4 protein-coding genes are annotated in these 23,925 nt (G+C 49.7%); all 4 read left to right on the plus strand.

What is annotated here, in order from left to right; genetic code table 11:
• Positions 1-28: 28 nt before the first annotated feature.
• The 4 genes from ACOMHB_RS22460 to ACOMHB_RS22475 all read left to right on the plus strand — a co-directional run bounded on the left by ACOMHB_RS22460 (position 29) and on the right by ACOMHB_RS22475 (position 23,871).
• The gene (locus tag ACOMHB_RS22460; protein WP_448218281.1) at positions 29-7,624 is read left to right on the plus strand and encodes an AAA family ATPase; all 7,596 of its coding nucleotides are present in this window, start codon (positions 29-31) and stop codon (positions 7,622-7,624) included.
• A 158-nt stretch (positions 7,625-7,782) separates the two neighbouring features.
• On the plus strand, positions 7,783-15,357 hold the full coding sequence (locus tag ACOMHB_RS22465) for an AAA family ATPase (RefSeq protein ID WP_448218282.1): 7,575 nt from the start codon (positions 7,783-7,785) through the stop codon (positions 15,355-15,357).
• A 202-nt stretch (positions 15,358-15,559) separates the two neighbouring features.
• Positions 15,560-16,144 carry an RING finger domain-containing protein gene (locus ACOMHB_RS22470; RefSeq protein ID WP_448218283.1) on the plus strand — a complete coding sequence of 195 codons (585 nt, stop codon included), beginning with the start codon at positions 15,560-15,562 and terminating at the stop codon, positions 16,142-16,144.
• Positions 16,145-16,362: 218 nt separating this feature from the next.
• On the plus strand, positions 16,363-23,871 hold the full coding sequence (locus ACOMHB_RS22475) for an AAA family ATPase (RefSeq protein WP_448218284.1): 7,509 nt from the start codon (positions 16,363-16,365) through the stop codon (positions 23,869-23,871).
• The last annotated feature ends 54 nt before the right edge of the window (positions 23,872-23,925 follow it).

A 23,925-nucleotide genomic window follows, 5' to 3' on the forward strand; every position in this document is an offset into this window, starting at 1 on the left:
CAAATAGCAGTAGGGAGAGAGATTGACTATGGATGGTCGGATTGATGGGAAAATAAAGAGGCCTTTTTTTAAGAGCGCAGAGCCTGATCGCAGCGTGCCAGCCAAAAAAGCAAGACAGGATTCACCTTCGGTAGCAGAGGTCTGTGACGTAACAGCCCAACTCAGCCTATCGTCACCTGCCATTGCTTTGCCCGACAAGGCGAGAACGGTATCCTCAAAAGATTCCCCGGTCCAGAAGGCCACTCATGCCTTCGATTTTCGTTTTGTCGCCAGTGATGATGAGATTCGACAACTTTTAGTTGCCCAAACCAGCGATGAAAATCGCGATGTCACCCTTATTTCCCACCCCGATGAGCTCTCACAGGCTAATCTGGTGAGCCGCTTGAGCATTTCCGGCGATGGTCGCCACACTTTGCGCTCAGGCAAGCTCTTTGAAGGTTCACAGCCATTGACCCTGGTGATGGATATCCGAAAACTCACCAGCGAGGATCTGCCAAAATTTAACGATCTGCTGGACCCGGATAACCCCTGCCTTTATGACAAAGTCAGCCGGAAGAAACGCCCCCTGGGAGCGCATGTTTCTCTGCTGGTTCTGGCGGCCCCTGAACAATTGACGTCGGTTGGCCAGCGTGACGAGGCACCTGCGGCCGACGCTCCGGCGGCCGGCGCACCGGGCGCTGATTTCTGGCGGCGAATCAATCGACCGGGCAATACCTGGCAGTTCGACGCACAGACCGGCGACGACCCAGCGGAGATCGACAAGGTTCCTCCGTTATTGGCTGAACTCCCCTCTGCCGAAAGTGCTATGGATGACGACAATACCGTTCTTATCGACTGCCACTTGCACAGTCACTGGCGACAGTTGCTACTGGGCGGTCCTGGCGTGAATCAACAAGGGCAAATCCAGCACATCCCCGGCAAACTTGAGTCTCTGCGAGCCGGACAACGTGTGATTTTGAAAGGAGCCAACTGGCAGGACCTGGCCTTTGAACAGACGATTCGTCAGATGCTGGCGCAACAATGTTTTGAAAGCAACGGGAAGATCTGTCAGTTACCCGACAATGTTCAGTTTTATCAGACGCCGGTAGCGGACGACGAGCTTCATTCACTGTTCCTGGGCCTGTTCCACTCTTATAACAAAGACGATGACAAAGGAATTGATAAAGGAGCTGATAAAGAGCAGGCACCAGGAAATACGATCATCATCAACCAGAGTAATATCAGCGATTGGCTGAACCCGATTGCCATTGCCCCGGAAGGCTATGCAGTTCCTAATACCTCTATGTTGGAACAAGTTAAGGCAGGTGATACAGTCACCGTAACCTCTCCACTCAATGAAGTTCTTTGGTTCCGTTTGCTGGGTTCGTTGCAGACTATTCGCGAGACCACAGGCCTGGAGCCGCAACTTCAGGTGGCTCATTCAATCAAGCAGCCAAAAGCCCTGGGATTGACAAAAAAAGATGAGCACTCACTGTCTGGACTACAAGAAAAAATTAGTCATCACGCCGCCCTTAATACCATCAATACCGTCACTTATCAGCAACCTGCTGAAGCAAGTGATTGGCTCAATCATCAAAAGGAAGCTCCTTTGGTCATTCGGGTCAATGGGCAGACCCGTTGCAGCCAGTTGTTTGATAATATCCATATCACCTCGGAACAAAAGGCGTATTTTGGACGTCACCAAAGTGAATTGCAGAAGGCATTAAATGCTGGCAGGCCGGTTGTCTTCCGGGGGCTGGAAAGCAATCCAACACTTCAGCAACAGTTGGAATCTCTGTTTGTTGGGCAAACTCTGCTGGTCAATGGCCAATTACAGGAGTACCCAAAGGCTCACATCACAATTCTCTGGCCTGAGTCTGTGGAAAGCCCATCTCCCATATTTCGTTCAATGGTTGCCACGGGCAGTCCGTGTCCTGAAGTCGATCTTTGGACTATCAGTGCCTCCAAATATGGTATCCCACGGGCTGAGCTACCAGAAAAAGCGCTTCATGAACTCTACGAAGCGTTTAAAACCGTACCTGACGACCTTTGTAACCCTTTGCCTGAAATGACCGAAGGGCTGTTAAATAACCTGATACTGGCTACCCGGCGGGCACAGCAGGTTGACCGGTCTCCACAGCTCCTGCCTCGGCACTGGCGCAAAGCCATCGACAGCGTCATCACCCATGGTGCCAGACAGAATCCGTCAGTGCGTGATTTTGTCAAGGTGGCCTGTTGGCAGCTACTGCCGGATGCTCATGAGAAACCGGATAAGCATCAAGCCGCCTGGGTAGACCCGGACCGGTTAAATGCCATCATCAATAGCTCCCAGCGGTTGGATAGAACATTTTTGCAGCAGAACCTGTGGCAACTGGCCAGAGCCTTTGACCCGGCATTCTTTAACGACGGGCAATTTTCGTTCTCTGCGGAACAACCATTTGAAGGACTACAACTGTCCTATAAAAGACCATTTCCAAAACATAATGAAAAAGAAGCCCTGGACAGGCTCTGTAACATGATCCTGGCCCATACGCCTGAAAAACAACGACCTGCAATGGCGTATCAGTTGGAAGTCACAGAGTCGAAAGTCAGGCCATATCATCCGTTAACCATAAGACCAACACGGCAGATTAAACGTTTGCAGGATGCACTGACGTCTGGCTGGCAGTTATATGTGCCATCAGAGCAGACCCGATCCGATGTCATTCACTCTCTGGCCAGCGATTGTTTTCATAGTGCCAGAACAGCGAATTCTGACGCAGAGGGTATTGAGCGCATAGAACATCGACTGTCTGAATCACTGGAATGGCAAGGTTCCTCTGATAAGCCCCTGTCAGCACTGGCCCGGGATCTTTATTACGGCGAGATGAGTCAGCAGGATCGTGAAAGCCGTCGATTATCCCGACTCCATGAACGCTTTGCGGACTCTCCCGTCCTATTCCTGCAGGGGGAAACCGGCACCGGGAAAAGCTATTTTTCCGCCCGGATGGCAGAGGCTTCCGGACAGGCTTCAATCATTTCTCTTGGACCTTCTGACAGTGAACAAACCCTGATGAAACGCTGGCAGTGGCAACAGCATGCCGATGGCGACCGTTCTATGGAACAGCAAAACCGGGCGCTGATGGAATGGGCCAGTACCCCTTCCGACAATGCTGGAGGAAAATATATCACCCTGATTCTGGATGAAGCCAACCTGGCCAGGGCCGGATTGCTGGCGTCATTGAATGGCTTATGGGAGCCGCAACCCTGCATCTATGTGAATGGTCATCCTGTCAGGGTCAGCAAAAAACACCGGGTGATTCTCACTGGCAACCCCGATCATTACGCCGGGCGCCAAATGGACCCGGCCCTGAAAGAGAAATTGCCCAGGGCTTATTACCCACGTCTGGATCAGGCTTTCCTTCGGGACAGAGTAGTGGAACCAGCCTTGCTCAATCACTTACAACGCCACCAAATAAACGACATTGCACACAGTGCCAGCAAAAGCGTGATGGCACTCTGGCACTATTACCAGGAGCTGTTGCCCGAGCATGAGTTTACCCCCAGGGATTTAACCGATATCTGCAGTTGGGTGGGCTGGTATCTGGATCGTGCGCGGCCCGCAGTTGGCAGTGTGACTCCTGAGCAAATCAACGGTTTGATCCAGCAAAGTTTCCGGGATCTACTGGGTCCCGAAATCAGCGAGACTCAACAGGATGCCCTCTTGGCATTGGAAATCTGGTTTGCAGCCCGTTACCACCCGGACAACACCCTGCGCGACAAAGTTCATAACCACACCCTGCCCGATATGCTGCAGGACTTCAGAACATTGACCAAAGAAATACGACCTGAGTTTGATACCTCCGGATTGGCAGTCATTGAACTGGTGCAAGGGCTGGGACAGGATCTAAGCCGCGCTCAGCAGGCTTATCATCACGACAGAAAACACGGCGGCCGTCAGGCAACGCTGATTGAAGGTCCGGCCGGGCGGGGTAAAGATGCCACGCTGAACCTGATGATTGAAAGTGTCAGACAGCAGGCCAGGCAACGGGGAGAATCCATGCCGGAAGTCTTTCCCCTGAATGCCTGTGACTGTTCCTGGGACAGACTGTGTGAGGCTATCCAGAAGGCAAAAATAGAGGGCGGCATCGTAGTTATTTCGGAAATGAATCTGATCGACAGCCAGCATCTGGAAGGTGAGCTGAACGATATTCTGGCCGGTGACGCCCATCCGGGTTTCCACCTGTTTGCTACCGTCAACCCGCCTGAATACAGCGGGCGAAAACCCTTTTCACCGGCGCTGAAAGGGCGTTTCCGACATTTGCCGATCCGGCAGTATAACCAGAAAGAATTGCAGGCCATTGCCGAAAAAGTGTTGCCTCAGACCCCGCAAGGAAAAAACGCGGCTAAACAGCTGACTGAGAAACATTGTCGTTTAAGGTCTTACCTGCAACGGAAAAACCTGCCGTTGCAGCCCACCAGCCTTGATTTACAGAATGTCGCCAGGGCGGTTGACAGAGGGGGTGATTTTACCGAAAAAACACTTCATCAATACCTCAATCAGCACTACCGGCTTTATCTGATGGCAGCCAAAATATCGTTGCAGAAACTGCCAAAATCATCCGGTTCCGCCATGGGCGAAGGAGTACTTGCTGATAAACTGAGCCGTTGGTTCTACGAAACGTTACCGGACATTGGTCGTCCCTGGTTGATACGAAGCAGTAATAGCAACAGCATTGATGTAAAAAAACACGAAATTTGTTTTAAGGATGATCTGAGTGAAGAGGACGCCAAAACAGAAATCATCAAAAGGGTCACTCAGACCCAATGGCAGGCATCCGGACTTTCCCTAAGGCCGGATGCGTCGGACAATGTTCTCACCCGGGCACTGTACCGACACTGGCAGAAAAGCTGGTTTGATCGTGAGTTTGGCCAGACAGGCATGGACGCCAACAGTGTATTCTCCATGACGAAAGAAGAGGAGCAGGCACTGAAAACGCCGACTTCCCTGCCCTATCTTCAGGAGGCCGATAAGCGAATAAGGTTATGGAACGCCAAGGCAGTTCAATGGTGGCCAGCGTTCTGGCGTGAGATAAGTAATCTGCCGAACCATTCGCTGTACGAATTTATTAAGGAAGCATCAGCTGATAGTGCTTTTGAACAATACGATCCGGAAGTCGAAGAGAAAAAGACCAGGGCATTGGACCAAATAACGAACTACGAGGCTCTGGCGGGGTCAAAACTTAGGGATTATAAAGTTTTTAAAACGGAGAAACTTCCTTCCCAGATGTATCGACTTAGAGTACAGGATATATTTGTAACGGCTGGGGGCAATATCAAGAGGATCGAAATTGGTGATAAGTACCTTCAGGGGATGGAACTGCTCACACCTGAGCTGTTACCAGAGCATGACCAGCCAGTGACATTAGCTAAAAATCAAACGCTGGCAACCTTTGAGATGCAATTAAAGTACGGTCAATGTGCATTGCCAAGCCTGACGCCTGACGACTATATCGTGGCCTTGCGCACAGAACCTGATTGGCCATACACCCTGGTCAGGGATCGATATACCGGGCTGCACAAACTGTTTATTACCGGGGACAGAACCAACCAGAGTATAAAGGTTGCCTATGTCGTAGAGTCCAGGGAACCGGGCCAAAAAGTCCAACCAGCAGGTTTTGACACCCGCTGTTCAGAAGGGATGAAAGCCGTACTGGACAAACTGTTTGAAAACATCGACCAGCAGCCAACGGATATACAGGTGCCTTTGCTGAAAATCACAAAGGCTGAAAACAGGTCGCAACGCATTGAGGCGATCAAGGACTACTGCAAACAGTTTTCCGGTAAAACCAAACCAGAGAGAGACGAAAATTTCTTTCACTTTCTGGTAACACAGCGGCAAGGTTACTGCAAACATCGTACACCTGTTTTTGTCGCTTTTTGTCGTTATTTTGGGATTCCATGTCGGAGCATTACAAACTTTATCCACAGCTTTGCTGAGTATTCCGAAGATGGGGGCCAAACCTGGAAGTCAGCAAATTTGGGCGGGGGGCCTGCACGGGTAACAGAAATCAAATCTGAATTCCAGCCCATCAGCAGGGGCATTGATCTTAATACTCAGTCAAACAAGATTAAGAAACTCCTGAAGAGTCTTCTGAAAGAAGCTGATTTGACACAACAGCAAGCTCTGTCTAAAGCCATTGGCATCAACCTTGAAGCACTGAACAAAGCCATTGAGACATTCGGGGCATTGGCAAACAAAGATCTACATCCTTTCAACATTGTAAAGAACCTTTGGAAAGAAAAAGATTTAGCCAGTTTTTCCATGGGCGTCTCAGTTATAACGTCGAGACAGGCACATCAGTATCAAATGAGGGAGTTGGTTCGTACTGAACGCTCTGGCAACCACCCTCACCGCAATTCGATGTCAGAGGCAGTCGTGCAAATATTGTCCAACAGCGATGAAGATCAGGTCACCAAACAACTTAAGTTACTCCATCCAATAATGATTAATCATACCAATGCAAGCCATCTCGAATGGTCGTGTTCAATGGTAAAAATACTGAAAAACAGTCACTTGGCCAAACCATCGGTTATTCACTTTGCCCGTGAGGCCCTGGCATCGGGTTGGCTGGACCCAGTGCCGGTTTATGATAACGCGATTATGGGAGCCGATGAACATTATCAGTTATTAATGCGCCTGAGAGACATCGATGAACTGAAGGCTCAAGCCACTAATTGCCTGAAAAAGTGGTATCGGACTGTGTTGTCCGGGGAAAAAATCAGCGAGAGATGGCAGTTAAGTTATGAGCTTTTCATGAGGGAAGAAAATAGTGCCCTGTTAGTCACTCATTCTCATGGTGGGTTTTCGCGATTCCTTGAAGATAAAATTGCCCGCTCAATCCTGGACTACAACTGGACAGACGTACCTGAGGGAGTTCCGAATATAGAACGAATGTTGCTGCAAGAACCTGCATTTATGCAGTTAACCTCGGTCAACGCAAACCACCGTCCTGTGATTACCCTGGGGCGGCCTTCGTGGGGAGTCACAGTCTTCAATAAAAAACACAGAGCCCTGATGGAAGTAAAAGCAGAGAATAGCCCGGACTTGAAGCGGTTATGGGAACAATACAAGCAATATGAGGCGATGGAAAAACAACTCCGGGACGCTCTGAAGGCATTGGATGAGCAATGCCTGACTCAAGAGGAACGTGAGCAAAAAAAGCATGATATCGAAAGCAAGTACCAGCCCATTATAAAGTCCCTTAAGTTGTCACCCAGTGACTTTTGGCTTTTGCATGATTTACATATGAAATGCTGCCAGGCGATTGAGCAGGCCTTCAGTCATTACCTGTATGGAGTGACACACTCGAAGGGTGGTCGTTTAACACATTGTTGGGGCAAAATTTCCATACATGCTAACCATCATAAGGACTATGGCGCTCATGATCCATCTTCACCCCATGAACTGTATGCAATGATGTCTAGAATCATAGGTCCTATAGGTCCTGATAGTTTTGAGAAATCTATTGAGAATTCTTACTTACGGCAGGCACTCAATGCCAGTGACGCTCTGGTGCTGAAATCCGACGAGCTGACAACCATTGCCGAAGAGTTTTTGAACACTGTGAATTTGAACTCGCTGTGTGAATCATTGGATACGTGATAAACGATTGATCATGATGAGTTTTTCGAGATCGGTGACATCCCTCAATGGCAACGAATAATTCTCCAAATGGAACTTTAATCCCGTTCTAAAGTCCAATCATTAAACAATTAATTTCAATGCAGTCCTTCAAATAGCAGTAGGGAGAGAGATTGACTATGGATGGTCGGATTGATGGGAAAATAAGGAGGCCTTTTTTTAAGAGCGCAGAGCCTGATCGCAGCGTGCCAGCCAAAAAAGCAAGACAGGATTCACCTCCGGTAGCAGAGGTCTGTGACGTAACAGCCCAACTCAGTCTATCGTCACCTGCCATTGCTTTGCCCGACAAGGCGAGAAGGGTATCCTCAACAGATTCCCCGCTCCAGAAGGCCGCTCATGCCTTCGATTTTCGTTTTGTCACCAGTGATGATGAGATTCGACAACTTTTAGTTGCCCAGACCTGCGATGAAAATCGCGATGTCACCCTTATTTCCCACCCCAATGACCTCTCACAGGCTAATCTGGTGAGCCGCTTGAGCATTTCCGAAGAGGGTCGCCACACTTTGCGCTCAGGCAAGCTCTTTGAAGGTTCACAGCCATTGACCCTGGTAATGGATATCCGAAAACTCACCAGCGAGGATCTGCCAAAATTTAACGATCTGCTGGACCCGGATAACCCCTGCCTTTATGACAAAGTCAGCCGGAAGAAACGCCCCCTGGGAGCGCATGTTTCTCTGCTGGTCCTGGCGGCCCCTGGACAATTGGCCTCGGTTGGCCAACATGACGAGGCACCTGCGGTCGGCGCTCCGGCGGCCGGCGCACCGGGCGCTGATTTCTGGCGGCGAATCAATCGACCGGGCAATACCTGGCAGTTCGACGCACAGACCGGCGACGACCCAGCGGAGATCGACAAGGTTCCTCCGTTATTGGCTGAACTCCCCTCTGCCGAAAGTGCTATGGATGACGACAATACCGTTCTTATCGACTGCCACTTACACAGTCACTGGCGACAGTTGCTACTGGGCGGTCCTGGCGTGAATCAACAAGGGCAAATCCAGCACATCCCCGGCAAACTTGAGTCTCTGCGAGCCGGACAACGTGTGATTTTGAAAGGAGCCAACTGGCAGGACCTGGCCTTTGAACAGACGATTCGTCAGATGCTGGCGCAACAATGCTTTGAGAGCAACGGGAAGATTTGCTCGTTACCGGACGGTGTTCAGTTTTATCAGACGCCGGTAGGGAAGGACGAGCTTTATTCACTGTTCCAAAGTCTGTCCTGCTCTGGTGATGCACCAGGAAATCCGATCATCATCAACCAGAGTAATATCAGCGATTGGCTGAACCCGATTGCCATTGCCCCGGAAGGCTATGCAGTCCCTAATACCTCCCTGTTGGAACAAGTTCAGGCAGGTGATACTGTCACCGTAACCTCTCCACTCACTGAGGTTCATTGGTTTCGTTTGCTGGGTTCGTTGCAGACTATTCGCGAGACCACAGGCCTGAAGCCGCAACTTCAGGTAGCTCATCCAATCAAGCAGCCAAAAGCCCTGGGATTGACAAAAAAAGATGAGCACTCATCACTGTCCATACTACAAGAAAAAATTAGTCATCACGCCACCCTTAATACCATCAATACCGTCACTTATCAGCAACCTGCTGAGGCAAGTGATTGGCTCAATCATCAAGAGGAAGCTCCTTTGGTCATTCAGGTCAATGAGCAGACCCGTTGCAGCCAGTTGTTTGATAATATCCGTATCACCTCGGAACAAAAGGCGTATTTTGGACGTCACCAAAGTGAATTACAGAAGGCATTAAACGCTGGCACGCCGGTTGTCTTCCGGGGGCTGGAAAGCAACCCAACACTTCAGCACCAGTTGGAATCCCTGTTTGTTGAGCAAACTCTGTTGGTCAATGGCCAATTACAGGAGTACCCAAAGGCTCATATCACAATTCTCTGGCCTGAGTTTACAGAAAGCCCATCTCCCATATTTCGTTCAATGGTTGCCACGGGCAGTCCGTGTCCTGAAGTCGATCTTTGGACTATCAGTGCCTCCAAACATGCTATCCACTGGATTGAGCTGCCAGAAAAAGCGCTTCATGAACTCTACGAAGCGTTTAAAACCGTACCTGACGACCTTTGTAACCCTTTGCCTGAAATGACCGAAGGGCTGTTAAATAACCTGATACTGGCTGCCCGGCGGGCACAGCAGGTTGACCGGTCTCCACGGCTCCTGCCTCGCCACTGGCGCAAAGCCATCGACAGCGTCATTACCCATGGTGTCAGACAGAATCCGTCAGTGCGTGATTTTGTCAAGGTGGCCTGTAGGCAGCTACTGCCAGATGCTCATGAGAAACCGGATAAGCATCAAGCCGCCTGGGTAGACCCGGACCGTTTAAATGCCATCATCAATAGCTCCCAGCGCTTGGATAGAGCATTTTTGCAGCAGAACCTGTGGCAACTGGCCAGAGCCTTTGACCCGGCATTCTTTTACGACGAGCAATTTTCATGCTTCGAGGAGGATCAATTTCCATGCTCTGAGGAAGAGCAATTTGAAGGACTACAACTGTCCTATAAAAAACCATTTCCAGAACATCGTCAAAAAGAAGCCCTGGACAGGCTCTGTAACATGATCCTGGCCCATACGCCTGAAAAACAACGACCTGCAATGGCGTATCAGTTGGAAGTCACAGAGTCGAAAGTCAGGCCATATCATCCGTTAACCATAAGACCAACACGGCAGATTAAACGTTTGCAGGATGCACTGACGTCTGGCTGGCAGTTATATGTGCCATCAGAGCAGACCCGATCCGATGTCATTCACTCTCTGGCCAGCGATTGTTTTCATAGTGCCAGAACAGCGAATTCTGACGCAGAGGGTATCGAGCGCATAGAACATCGACTGTCTGAATCACTGGAATGGCAAGGTTCCTCTGATAAGCCCCTGTCAGCACTGGCCCGGGATCTTTATTACGGCGAGACGAGTCAGCAGGATCGTGAAAGCCGTCGATTATCCCGACTCCATGACCGCTTTGCGGACTCTCCCGTCCTATTCCTGCAGGGGGAAACCGGCACCGGGAAAAGCTATTTTTCCGCCCGGATGGCAGAGGCTTCCGGACAGGCTTCAATCATTTCTCTTGGACCTTCTGACAGTGAACAAACCCTGATGAAACGCTGGCAGTGGCAACAGCATGCCGATGGCGACCGTTCTATGGAACAGCAAAACCGGGCGCTGATGGAATGGGCCAGTACCCCTTCCGACAATGCTGGAGGAAAATATATCACCCTGATTCTGGATGAAGCCAACCTGGCCAGGGCCGGATTGCTGGCGTCATTGAATGGCTTATGGGAGCCGCAACCCTGCATCTATGTGAATGGTCATCCTGTCAGGGTCAGCAAAAAACACCGGGTGATTCTCACTGGCAACCCCGATCATTACGCCGGGCGCCAAATGGACCCGGCCCTGAAAGAGAAACTGCCCAGGGCTTACTACCCACGTCTGGATCAGGCTTTCCTTCAGGACAGAGTGGTCGAACCAGCTCTACTCAATCAGTTACAACGGCATCAAATAAACGACATTGCACACATTGCCACCAAGAGTGTGATGGCACTCTGGCAATATTACCAGGAGCTGTTGCCCGAGCATGAGTTTACTCCCAGGGATTTAACCGACATCTGCAGTTGGGTGGGTTGGTATCTTGATCGTGCGCAGCCCGCAGTTGGCAGTGTGACTCCTGAGCAAATCAACAGTTTGATCCAGCAAAGTTTCCGGGATCTACTGGGTCCCGAAATCAGCGAGAATCAACAGGATGCCCTCTTGGCATTGGAAATCTGGTTTACTGCCCGTTACCACCCGGACAACACCCTGCGCGACAAAGTTCATAACCACACCCTGCCCGATATGCTGCAGGACTTCAGAACATTGACCAAAGAAATACGACCTGAGTTTGATACCTCCGGATTGGCAGTCATTGAACTGGTGCAAGGGCTGGGACAGGATCTAAGCCGCGCTCAGCAGGCTTATCATCACGACATAAAACACGGCGGTCGTCAGGCAACGCTGATTGAAGGTCCGGCCGGGCGGGGTAAAGATGCCACGCTGAACCTGATGATTGAAAGTGTCAGACAGCAGGCCAGGCAACGGGGAGAATCCATGCCGGAAGTCTTTCCCCTGAATGCCTGTGACTGTTCCTGGGACAGACTGTGTGAGGCTATCCAGAAGGCAAAAATAGAGGGCGGCATCGTAGTTATTTCGGAAATGAATCTGATCGACAGCCAGCATCTGGAAGGTGAGTTGAACGATATTCTGGCCGGTGACGCCCATCCGGGTTTCCACCTGTTTGCTACCGTCAACCCGCCTGAATACAGCGGGCGAAAAACCTTGTCACCGGCGCTGAAAGGACGTTTCCGACATTTGCCGATCCGGCAGTATAACCAGAAAGAATTGCAGACCATTGCCGAAAAAGTGTTGCCTCAGACCCCGCAAGGAAAAAACGCGGCTAAACAGCTGACTGAGAAACATTGTCGTTTAAGGGCTTACCTGCAACGGAAAAACCTGCCGTTGCAGCCCACCAGCCTTGATTTACAGAATGTCGCCAGGGCTTTAGACAGAGGGGGTGATTTTACCGAAAAAACACTTCATCAATACCTCAATCAGCACTACCGGCTTTATCTGATGGCAGCCAAAATATCGTTGCAGAAACTGCCAAAATCATCCGGTTCCGCCATGGGCGAAGGAGTACTTGCTGATAAACTGAGCCGTTGGTTCTACGAAACGTTACCGGACATTGGTCGTCCCTGGTTGATACGAAGCAGTAATAGCAACAGCATTGATGTAAAAAAACACGAAATTTGTTTTAAGGATGATCTGAGTGAAGAGGACGCCAAAACAGAAATCATCAAAAGGGTCACTCAGACCCAATGGCAGGCATCCGGACTTTCCCTGAGGCCGGATGCGTCGGACAATGTTCTCACCCGCGCACTATACCGACACTGGCAGAAAAGCTGGTTTGATCGTGAGTTTGGCCAGACAGGCATGGACGCCAACAGCGTATTCTCCATGACGAAAGAAGAGGAGCAGGCACTGAAAACGCCGACTTCCCTGCCCTATCTTCAGGAGGCCGATAAGCGGATAAGGTTATGGAACGCCAAGGCAGTTCAATGGTGGCCGGCGTTCTGGCGTGAGATAAGTAATCTGCCGAACCATTCGCTGGACGAATTTATTAAGGAAGCATCAGCTGATAGTGCTTTTGAACAATACGATCCGGAAGTCGAAGAGAAAAAGACCAGGGCATTGGATCAGATAACGAACTACGAGGCTATGGCGGAGCCAAAACAAGAGGATTTTAAAGTTTTTAATACGGAGAAACCTCCTTCCGAGATGTATCGACTTACAGCACAGGATATATTTGTGACGGCTGGGGGCAATATCAAGAGGATCGAAATTGGTGATAAGTATCTTCGGGGGATGGAACTGCTCACACCTGAGCCGTTACCAGAGCATGACCAGCCAGTGACATTAGCTAAAAATCAAACCCTGGCAACCTTTGAGATGCAATTAAAGTACGGTCAATGTGCATTGCCAAGCCTGACGCCTGACGACTATATCGTGGCCTTGCGCATAGAACCTGATTGGCCATACACCCTGGTCAGGGATCGATATACCGGGCTGCACAAACTGTTTATTGCCGGGGACAGAGCCAACCAGAGTATAAAGATTGCTTATGTCGTAGAATCCAGAGAACCGGGCATAAAAGCCCGACCAGCAGGTTTTGACACCCGCTGTTCAGAGGGGATGAAAGCCGTACTGGACAAACTGTTTAAAAACATCAAGCAGCAGCCAACGGAAATACAGGTGCCTTTGCTGAAAATAATAAAGGCTGAAAACAGGTCGCAACGTATTGAGGCAATCAGGGACTATTGCAAACAGTTTTCCGGTAAAACTGAACCAGAGAGAAACGAAAATTTCTTTCACTTTCTGGTAACACAGCGGCAAGGTGACTGTTCACATCGTACAGCTGTTTTTGTCGCCTTTTGTCGTTATTTTGGGATTCCATGTCGGAACATTGAAAACTTTGTCCACAACTTTGCTGAGTATTCCGAGGAAGGGGGCCAAACCTGGAAGTCAGCGAGTTTGGGCGGGGCGCCTACACAGACAACAGAAATCAAATCTGAGTTCCAGCCCATCAGGTGGGTCAGTGGTTTTAACACTCAGTCAAACAAGATTAAGAAACTCCTGAAGAGTCTTCTGAAAGAAGCTGATTTAACACAACAGCAAGCTCTGTCTAAAGCCATTGGCATCAACCTTGAAGCACTGAACAAAGCCATTGAGACATTCGGGGCATTGGCAAACAAAGATCTAAGTCCTTTCAACATTGTAAAGAACCTTTGGAAAGAGAAAGATTTAGCCAGTTTTTCCATGGGCGTCTCACTTATTACATCGCTAAAGACAGAGGCATACTGGTATAACATGGGGAAATTGCTCGGTGCTGAGGAGTATGGCGACTACCCTGACCGCGATACGATGTCAGAGGCAGTCGTGCAAATATTGTCCAACAGCTATGAAGATCAGGTCACCAAACAACTCAAGTTACTCCATCCAATAGTGATTAATCGTGCCAATGCAAGTCATCTCCAATGGTTGCGTTCAATCGTAAAAATACTGAAAAACAGTCACTTGGCCAAACCATCGGTTATTCACTTTGCCCGTGAGGCCCTGGCATCGGGTTGGCTGGACCCAGCGCCGGTTTATGATAACGGGATTATGAAAGCCGATGAACATTATCAGTTATTAATGCGCCTGAGAAACATTGATGAACTGAAGGTTCAAGCCACTGATTGCCTGAAAAAGTGGTATCAGACTGTATTGTCCGGGGAAAAAATCAGCCAGAGCTGGCAGTCAACTTATAAGTTTTTCCTGAAGGAAGAAAATAATGCCCTGTTCGTCACTCATTGTCATGGTGGGTTTTCGCGATTCCTTGAAGATAAAATTGCCCGCTCAATCCTGGACTACACCTGGACGAACGAACCTGAGGGAGTTCCGAATATAGAACGAATGCTGCTGCAAGAACCTGCATTTATGCAGTTAATCTCGGTCAACGCAAACCACCGTCCGGTGATTACCCTGGGACAGCCTTCATGGGGAAAGACAGTCATCAAAAAGAAAATCAGAGCCCTGATGGAAGTAAAAGCAGAGAATAGCCCGGACTTGAAGCGGTTATGGGAACAATACAAGCAATATGAGGCGATGGAAAAACAACTCCGGGACGCTCTGAAGGCATTGAATGAGCAATGCCTGACTCAAGAAGAACGTGAGCAAAAAAAGCATGATATCGAAAGCAAGTACCAGCCCATTATAAAGTCCCTTGCGTTGTCGAATGAGGACGATCGGGTTTTGCGTCATTTACATGGAAAATACTGGGAGGCGATTATGCAGGCCTTCAGTCATTACCTGTATGGAGTGACACACTCGAAAGGTGGTCGTTTAACCTACTGTTGGGGCGATATTTCCATACGTGCTAACCATCATAAGGACTATGGCGCTCATGATCCATCATCACCCCTTGAACTGCATGCGATGATGTCTAAAATCCACAAGTCTGTCTGGTTTGAGAGATCTGTTGAGAATTCTTACTTACGGCAGGCCCTCAATGCCAGTAACGCCCTGGTGCTCAGATCCAGGGAACTGACAACCATCGCCGAAGAGTTTTTGAACACTGTGAATTTGAATTCGCTGTGTGAATCACTGGATACCTGATAAACGTTTGTTTTCGAGACCGTTGACTTCCCACAATAGCAACCAGCCAGTATCCAAATTGAACTTTCCCGGCCTTTGAAAGGCTCATCATACTTGAATGGCATCGTAATAGCTTTTCACAGGGTGAGTTATAAAATTTGGGGAACTTCTTTGCCGGTTTTTTATCTCATTATTAACTATTAACAAGGGTGGAGTTTACTTTATGACAATAGGTGTTGTGGATGAGTGCCTAATCTGTTACAGATCTTTTGATGATAATGAAGATCTTCGATGTAATGATAAAGTAGTTCTCCCGTGTCATGAAACTCATGTCTTTGGAAGAAAATGTATTGTCAGATGGTTTGAGCAATCCATGACCTGTCCTGTTTGCAGGTCTAAAATGCCGTTATCTTTTTCTGCTCCTTTTTTGCGTGATCGGGTAGTCAGAATCGTTACTAATACTATTGTCGGTGCTGCTGTCTCTGCTCTTACTGCGGCAACTCTTATTGGTTCCTATGGCATTATTAATGTTGGCCGTGGCTTGGCTGGGACTGATAATGTCATGACTGCTTTGGCTGCTGGTGTACGTACAGCTATTGTATCTGGAGCTTTTTTTGGATTGGGGAATAGCCTGGCTGACTTAAGACCTCTCGCGCTCTTTGGTGGGGCTATTTGCTTTTACGGTGTGCCTATAGCTTTTGAAACTTATGGCTACATTGCTGCTTCTCATGTTGCTGGTTTTTTGGCTAGTTCATCCGTTGGCCTTGTTTGTCCTTTCATGAATATTGATGGTGAGTTTACGATTTGAACTGTATTCAGGCTCTGTGCCATGATCGTGGCCCATGCACCTGAAGTCTGACTCATTGGACACCTGATAACCGTTAGCTCCTGATGAGTTTTTCGAGACCGTTGGCTTCCCCACAATGGCAACGGACCAATATCCAAATTGAACTTTCCCGGGCTCTGAAAGTCTCATTACAAAAGAGTTTCAATTCAGTCCTTCAGATGCTAATAGGGAGATTAACAGTGGATGGTCAGATGGTTGGAGAAATTAACAAACCCGTTCCGGCTGGTAGCATGCCTGATCGTGGTGCGCGTGATAGTAACCCGTCTTATACTGGCATGCCAGCCAAGAGGCCAAGGCTGGATTTAGATTTACCGCCAAAAGTTGAAGCTGTCTGCTCTGGTTTCGCTTACCAACTGAATCTATCGTCATCTCAGATTATGACACCTGACAGGGCGAGAACCGTATCCTCAACGGATTCCTTGCTGCAAAAGAACCCTCATGCCTTTGATTTCCGTTTTGTCGCCAGTGATGATGAGGTTCGACAGCTTTTGGCTGACCAGACCCGCGATAAAAATCGCGATGTCACCCTTATTTCCCACCCCGACGACCTCGCACTGGCTAACCTGGTGAGCCGATTGAGCATTTCCGAAGAGGGTCGCCACACACTGCGTCCAGGCAAGCTCTTTGAAGGTTCAAAGCCACTCACTCTGGTGGTGGATATTCGAAAACTCAGCAGCGAGGATCTGCCGAAATTCAACGACCTGCTGGACCCCGATAACCCTTGTTTGTACGACAAAGTCAGTCAGAAAAAACGACCTCTGGGCGAGCATGTTTCCCTGCTGGTTCTGGCAGCCCCTGCACAGCTGGCAGCAGTAGGCCAGTGTGACGATGCGCCTGCGGCCGGCGCTCCGGCGGCCGGCGCACCGGGTGCTGATATCTGGCGGCGAATTAACCGACCGGGCAACAGCTGGCAGTTCGAGGCCCACACTGGCAATGACTCAGCGATGGACATTGACGGGGCTCCCCCGGTATTGCCTGAATTCCCCAGTGCCGAAAATGCTATGGACGACGACGCTATCCTGGTTATTGACTGCCACTTGCACAACAACTGGCGACAGTTACTGCTGGGTGCTCCCGGTGTCGATCAACAGGGGCGAATCCAGCACATCCCTGGCAGGCTTGAACAGTTGACATCCGGACAACGGGTGATACTGAAAGGCGCCGACTGGCAGGATCTGAACTTTGAACAGACCATTCGACAGATGCTGGCGCAACAGTGCTTTGAGAGCAATGGGGAAGTCTGTCCGTTACCCGACGATGTTCAGTTTTATCAGATGCCGGTGGGGAAGGACGAGCTTCATTTGCTGTTCCAAAGCCAGTCCAAAGAGCACGCCGCAGAAAACCCGATCATCATTAACCAGCGGAATATCGCAGAATGGCTGAGCCCTATTGCCATTACGCCTGAAGGCTATGCAATCCCTAACACCTGCCTGTTGGAACAGGTCAGGGCGGGGGGTGTCGTCACCGTAACGTCTCCGCTCACTGAAGCTCTCTGGTTTCGTCTGCTGGGTTCATTGCAAACCCTTCGCGAGACCACCGGTCTGGAGCCCCGACTCCAGGTGGCCCATTCAAGACGGCAGCCGAAAGCCCTGGGATTGGCAGAAGACGATGGGCGCTTTCTGTCCAACCCACATAAAAAAGTCACAGGTCACGCCACCTTTAATACCTTCACTTATCAGCAACATGCCCAGGCCAGTCATTGGATTAATCATCAGCCACAAGCCCCTCTGGTCATTCAGGTCAATGAACAGACTGGCTTCAGCCAGCTATTTGATAATATCCATATTACCTCGGAACAAAAGGCGCATTTCGGAAGACGTCTGAGTCAATTACAGGAGGCATTGACCGCTGGCAAACCGGTGGTATTTCGGGGGCTGGAAACTAATCCAGGTCTTCAGCAGCTCCTGGAACCCCTGGTTGTCGGGCAACCGCTGTTGGTCAATGGCCAGTTACAGGCCTTCCCACACGCTCATGTCACAATGCTCTGGCCTGAGTCTGCGAAAACCCCATCTTCAGTATTCACTTCGGTAGTTGCTGCGGGTAAGCCGTGCCCTGTAATAAACCTCTGGGACATCAATGCCCGCAGACATGAAATCCCTCGGAATGAACTACCAAAACGAGCACTTAATGAACTTTACGAGGCATTTAAAACCGTACCTGAAGACCTTTGTAACCCTCTGCCTGAAATCACCGAAGGTTTGTTGAATAACCTGATACTGGCCGCCCGGCGAGCACAAAAGGTGGACCAGTCCCCACAAATCCTGCCCTGCCACTGGCGCAAGGCCATTGATAGCGTTATCACTCATGGCACCCGTCAGCGTCGGCCCGTGCGGGATTTTATGAAAGTGGCTTGTTGGCACTTGTTACCGGATAAAACACCGGATGCTCACAGGAAGCCGGATCAAGCCGCCTCGGTAGACCTGGATCACTTGAATGGCATCCTCAATAGTGTCTCACAGTTGGATAGAACGGTTGTAAAACACAACTTTTGGGCACTGGCCCGAGCCTTTGACCCGGCAGTATTTAATGGAGAATTACAACTGTCCTATGGAAGCCCATTTCCACTGTGGGGTAACGAAGACCTTCTCAACAGGTTCTGTGCCATGATCGTGGCCCATGCAGCTGAAGAACAACGAGATGCTATAGCGTACCAGTTGAAAGTCGATCTGGCGGCAGCAGAGCCCTGGCAATCCTTAGCCATCAGACCAGCAAGACAGATTAAACGTTTGCAGGATGCATTGGCTTCTGGCTGGCAGTTAGCTTTGTCATCAGGGCAGACCCGAGCCGATGCCATCCACGGCCTCGCCAGCGATTGTTTTCATATTGCCAGAACAGCGAATTCTGAGGCAGAACGCGTCGAACGCATAGAACATCGACTGTCTGAATCACTGAAATGGGCGGGTTCCGCTGATGAGCCCCTGTCGGCACTGGCCCGGGATCTTTATCACGGTGAGATGAATCAAAAAGATCGTGAAAGCCGTCGCTTATCCCGACTCCATGACCGGCTTAGCGACTCTCCCGTTATCTTTCTGCAAGGAGAAACCGGCACCGGGAAAAGTTACTTTTCTGCCAAAATAGCCAGGGCTTCAGGACAAGCTTCAGTCATTTCCATCGGACCTTCTGACAGCGAACAGACCCTGATGAAACGCTGGCAGTGGCAACAACACGCCGATGGCGACCGCTCTATGGCGCAACAAAACCGGACATTGATGGAATGGGCCAAGACCGAACCCGATAAAGACAGTGGCTATGTTGGAGGTAACTACATCACTCTGGTGCTGGATGAGGCTAATCTGGCCCAGGCCGGACTGCTGGCGTCACTGAACGGCTTGTGGGAACCGGAACCCTGCATCTATGTGAATGGTCATCCTGTCAAGGTCAGCGAAAAACACCGGGTGATTCTCACCGGCAATCCCGATCATTACTCCGGACGCCAAATGGACCCGGCCCTGAAAGAGAAATTGCCCGGGGCATACTATCCTCGGTTAGACCGGGCATTCCTTCGAGACAGAGTGGTGGAACCGGCTCTCGTCAATCAGTTACAACGGCATCTGTCAGGGCAACCAATAAACGACATTGTAAAAAGTGCTACCGAGAGTGTGATGACACTCTGGCAATATTATCCGGAACTCTTGCCAGATCATGAGTTTACCCCCAGGGATTTAACGGATATCTGCAGCTGGGTGGGCTGGTATCTGGATCGTGCGCTGCCCGAAGGTGACAATGTTACCCCTGTGCAAATAAACAGTTTGATCCAGCAAAGTTTTCGGGATGTACTGGGTCCCGAAATCACCGAGACTCATCAGGATGCCCAGCTGGCACTGGAAATCTGGTTTGCTGCCCGTTACCACCCGGACAACACTCTGCGCGACAGAGTTCACAACCACACCCTGCCAGCTATTCAGCAGGCCTTCAGTACATTCAGCAAAGAAATCCGGCCTGAGTTTGATACCTCCGGATCGGCAGTCTGTGAACTGGTGCAGCAGCTTGGGCAGGATTTAAGCCGCACTCAGCAGGCTTATCATCACGACAGAAAACACGGCGGTCGTCAGGCAACGCTGATTGAAGGCCCGGCTGGACGGGGTAAAGATGCCACGCTGAACCTGGTGATTGAAAGCGTCAGAAAGCAGGCTAAGCAACAGGGAGAGTCCATGCCGGAAGTTTTTCTCCTGAATGCCTGTGATTGTTCCTGGGACAAAGTGTGTGAAGCGATCCAGAAGGCAAAAGTCGATGGCGGTATCCTGGTCATTTCGGAAATGAATCTGATCGACAGCCAGCATCTGGAAGGTGAGTTAAACGATATTCTGGCCGGCGACGCTCATCCGGGTTTTCACCTTTTCGCCACCATCAACCCACCTGAATACAGCGGGCGAAAACCCTTATCTCCGGCGCTGAAAGGACGTTTCAGACATTTGCCGATCCGCCAGTATAACCCTACCGAATTGCAGACCATTGCCGAAAAAGTGTTGCCACAGACCACGGAAGGGAAATTTGCGGCTGAAAAGCTGGCTCAGCTACATTGTCGATTGAGGGCTGACCTGAAACGGAAAAACCTGCCGTTACAGCCCACCAGCCTTGATTTACAGAATGTCGCAAAAGCTGTTACCAGAGGGCGCGATTTTTCCGAAGACAGCCTTCATCAATGCCTCAATCAGCACTACCGGCTCTATCTGATGGCCGCCAACCTGTCGCTGAAGGAACTGCCCGGTTTATCAACGCTTGCCATGGCTGAAGGGGCGCTGGCTCCTAATTTGTGCCATTGGCTCAACGAAACAGTACCTAAGATAGGACGGCCGTGGTTGATACGACTCAGTCATCGCAACAGTACGGATGAAAAAAACCATGAAATTTGTATTAACACTCAATTAAGCGAAGAGGCAGCCAAAACAGAAATCATCAGGCGGGTGGCCCAGGCCCGGTGGCAGGCATCCGGTCTTTCCCTGAAGCCAGACAAGTCGGACAATATGCTCACCCAGTCAATATACCGACGCTGGCAGCAAGGCTGGTTTGCTCATGAGTTTCACAAGACGGGCGTGGACGCTAACCAAGTATTTCACCTTTGGCAAGCACAGGAACAAATGCTGAAATTATCGGCTTACGAGCCTTGTCTCAGGGAAGCTGATCGGCAAATAGCGGCATGGAACGCCAATGCAGTTCAATGTTGGCCTGGGTTCTGGCACCGGTTGAAGGATGTGCTGGACCATACTAACGAAACCTTGGCTGTTGACGCTGATAACAAAGCCGAACAATACAATCCGGAAGTCATCGAGAAAGAGACAGAGGCATTAGACCGGAACACTGACGAAGACCATCAGGAGGTACAACACCATTACGATTATGAAGTTTTTAATAACAAGAATTTTCCTTGCCACATGTATCGCTATTGGGCCAAAGATATTCATGTGACCGTCAAGGGTGATGTCAAACGAATCGATCTTAGTGATAACAGCACGCTGGGGGTCGAAATACTCAGGCCGACCCTGTTAAAGCAGAACCAGCCAGTGACAGTAGCCAGGGGTCAGACGATGGGGGCCCTCGACTTAAAACCGGGCAACCGTCATCATGCATTGCCCAGCATGACGCCAGACGACTATATTGTGGCACTGCGTCTGAAACCCGATTTACCCTTTGCCCTGGTCAGGGACAAATATACCGGGCTTCACACACTCTCTATTCCTGAGGCCGAAGCCAAACAGAGTATTACAGTGGTTTATGTCGTAGAACCCAGGAAACCGGAGCCCCGTGCAAAAGAATTAACATGGTTTGACACCCATTGTTCAGAAGGTATGAAAGCAGTACTGAACGAAGTGTTTAATAACATTGGCAAACAACCAGCCGAAATACGCTTTCCTTTGTGGAAAATAAAACACTCTGAAAACACCAGCCAACGAATTGAGGCGATCACGGATTATTGCCGACAGTTTTCCGGCCAGAGCAAACCAGAGCCCGGTAAAAATTTCTTTGAATTCCTCGTAACACAGCGGCAAGGTAGCTGTCGTCATCGTAGTTCTGTTTTTGTGGCTTTTTGTCGTTATTTTGGGATTCCATCCCGGCAAATCAGAAGCCTTTTACACAGCTTTGTTGAATATTGCCCGGATGGAGACCAGACCTGGAAATCAGTGGATTTGGGTGGGTCATATCTTCCGTTCACAATAATTTTCCCTGACTTCAAGTGGAATGACAGTCAGCCCACCTTGGAAGAAAGCGTTTACAACACTGAGATCAGAGGTCTCCTGAAGGATCTTTTTAAAGGGGCTGATTTAGCACAACAACAAGCTCTTGCTAAAGCCTGTGGTATAAGCCTTGAGGAGTTGAACAAAGCCGTTGAAACAAACAGTGCATTGCCAGAAGCCAATATAAGTCTTTTTGAAGCAGTACAGAAACTTTGGCAGGAAAAAGATTTGCCCGGTTTTTCCATGGGCGTATCAACGTTAAAGGCCTCGGGGACAAGAGCCCTGAGACTTTGTGAGAAGCGATTGGTCGGAGTTGTCTATGACCATGATGGGAATGCCTGTAAACCGATGTCGGAAGCAGTAAGGGCAATATTGTCCAACGGTCATGCCGATCAGGCCATTGAACAACTCAGGTTATTGCACTCAAAAATGATTGTTCAGGGCCGGGCAAGCCCTCTTGAGTGGTTGAGTTCTATAGTGGAAATAATCGAGAACAGTGACTTGGCCAACCCTTCGGTTATTCACTTTGTCCACGAAGCCCTGAAATTGGGTTGGCTGGAGCCACTGCCGACCTATAAGAGCCCTATTATGAAGGCCGATCATCATTATAAGCTATTGGTGCGTCTGGCAGGTGTCGACAAACTCAGGGTTGAAGCCACCCATCAGCTGAAAAAGTGGTATCAGACACTCTTGTCCAGGGAAAAAAATAGCCAGGTATGGCGGGTGGCTTATAGAGACCTTCAGGGAAGAAAAAGTGATGCCATGTTCGTCACTCATTGTCACGATGGGGTTTCGCCATTCCTTGAAAAAAATATGGTCAATCCATCTGTACAGACCGACTGGGTGTACGACCCTGAGGGCGTTCCGAATATAGAACGAATGCTGGTGCAGCAGCCGGCGTTTGTGAAGTTAAACTCGGGCAAGGCGGGCCATCGTCCGGTGATTATCCTGGGGCAACCTTCCTGGGACAGTAAGGTGTTTAATGAAAAGGTTGAAGCCCTGTTGCAACGAAAAATTGAGAACAGCCCGGAATTGAAGGCATTGTTGGAAGACATCAAACACTACGAGAGAAGACGTTTTGCTATCACAGGCAGTCAAAAACCCATTCTGAAGTGCCTTGAGCTGTCATGGGATGACGAAAACTTTTTCGGTACTTTAAAAAACCAATGCAGGCAGGCGATTCAGCAGGCGTTCAGTCATTACCTTTATGAAGTGACGCACTTAAAAGGCAGTCGTTTAACCTATTGTTGGGCTGACGCTTCCATCGCAGACTCCATGAATTCAGACTACTACGGCGCTCATGATCCATCTTCACCAGAAGAGCTGCATGCAATGATATGTAAAATTGAGAGCTCTTTCTGCTTTCAGCAGCCAGTGAAGGATGTCCGTCTGTTGCAACAGGCACACAACGCCAGCAACGCCCTGGTGCTCAAATCCGATGAGCTGACAACCATCGCCGAAGAGTTTTTGAACAGTGTGAATTTGAACTCGCTGTGTGAGTCATTGGATACGTGATAAACGTTTGGTTTCGAGACCATTGACTTCCCACTATGGCAACGGACCAGTACC

This window comes from Endozoicomonas sp. 2B-B (genome assembly GCF_053470045.1).

Excerpts from the sequence above, each read along its gene's own strand:
- ACOMHB_RS22460 (WP_448218281.1), top strand. The coding sequence starts at position 29 with ATGGATGGTCGGATTGATGGGAAAATAAAGAGGCCTTTTTTTAAGAGC.
- ACOMHB_RS22465 (WP_448218282.1), top strand. The coding sequence starts at position 7,783 with ATGGATGGTCGGATTGATGGGAAAATAAGGAGGCCTTTTTTTAAGAGC.
- ACOMHB_RS22470 (WP_448218283.1), top strand. The coding sequence starts at position 15,560 with ATGACAATAGGTGTTGTGGATGAGTGCCTAATCTGTTACAGATCTTTT.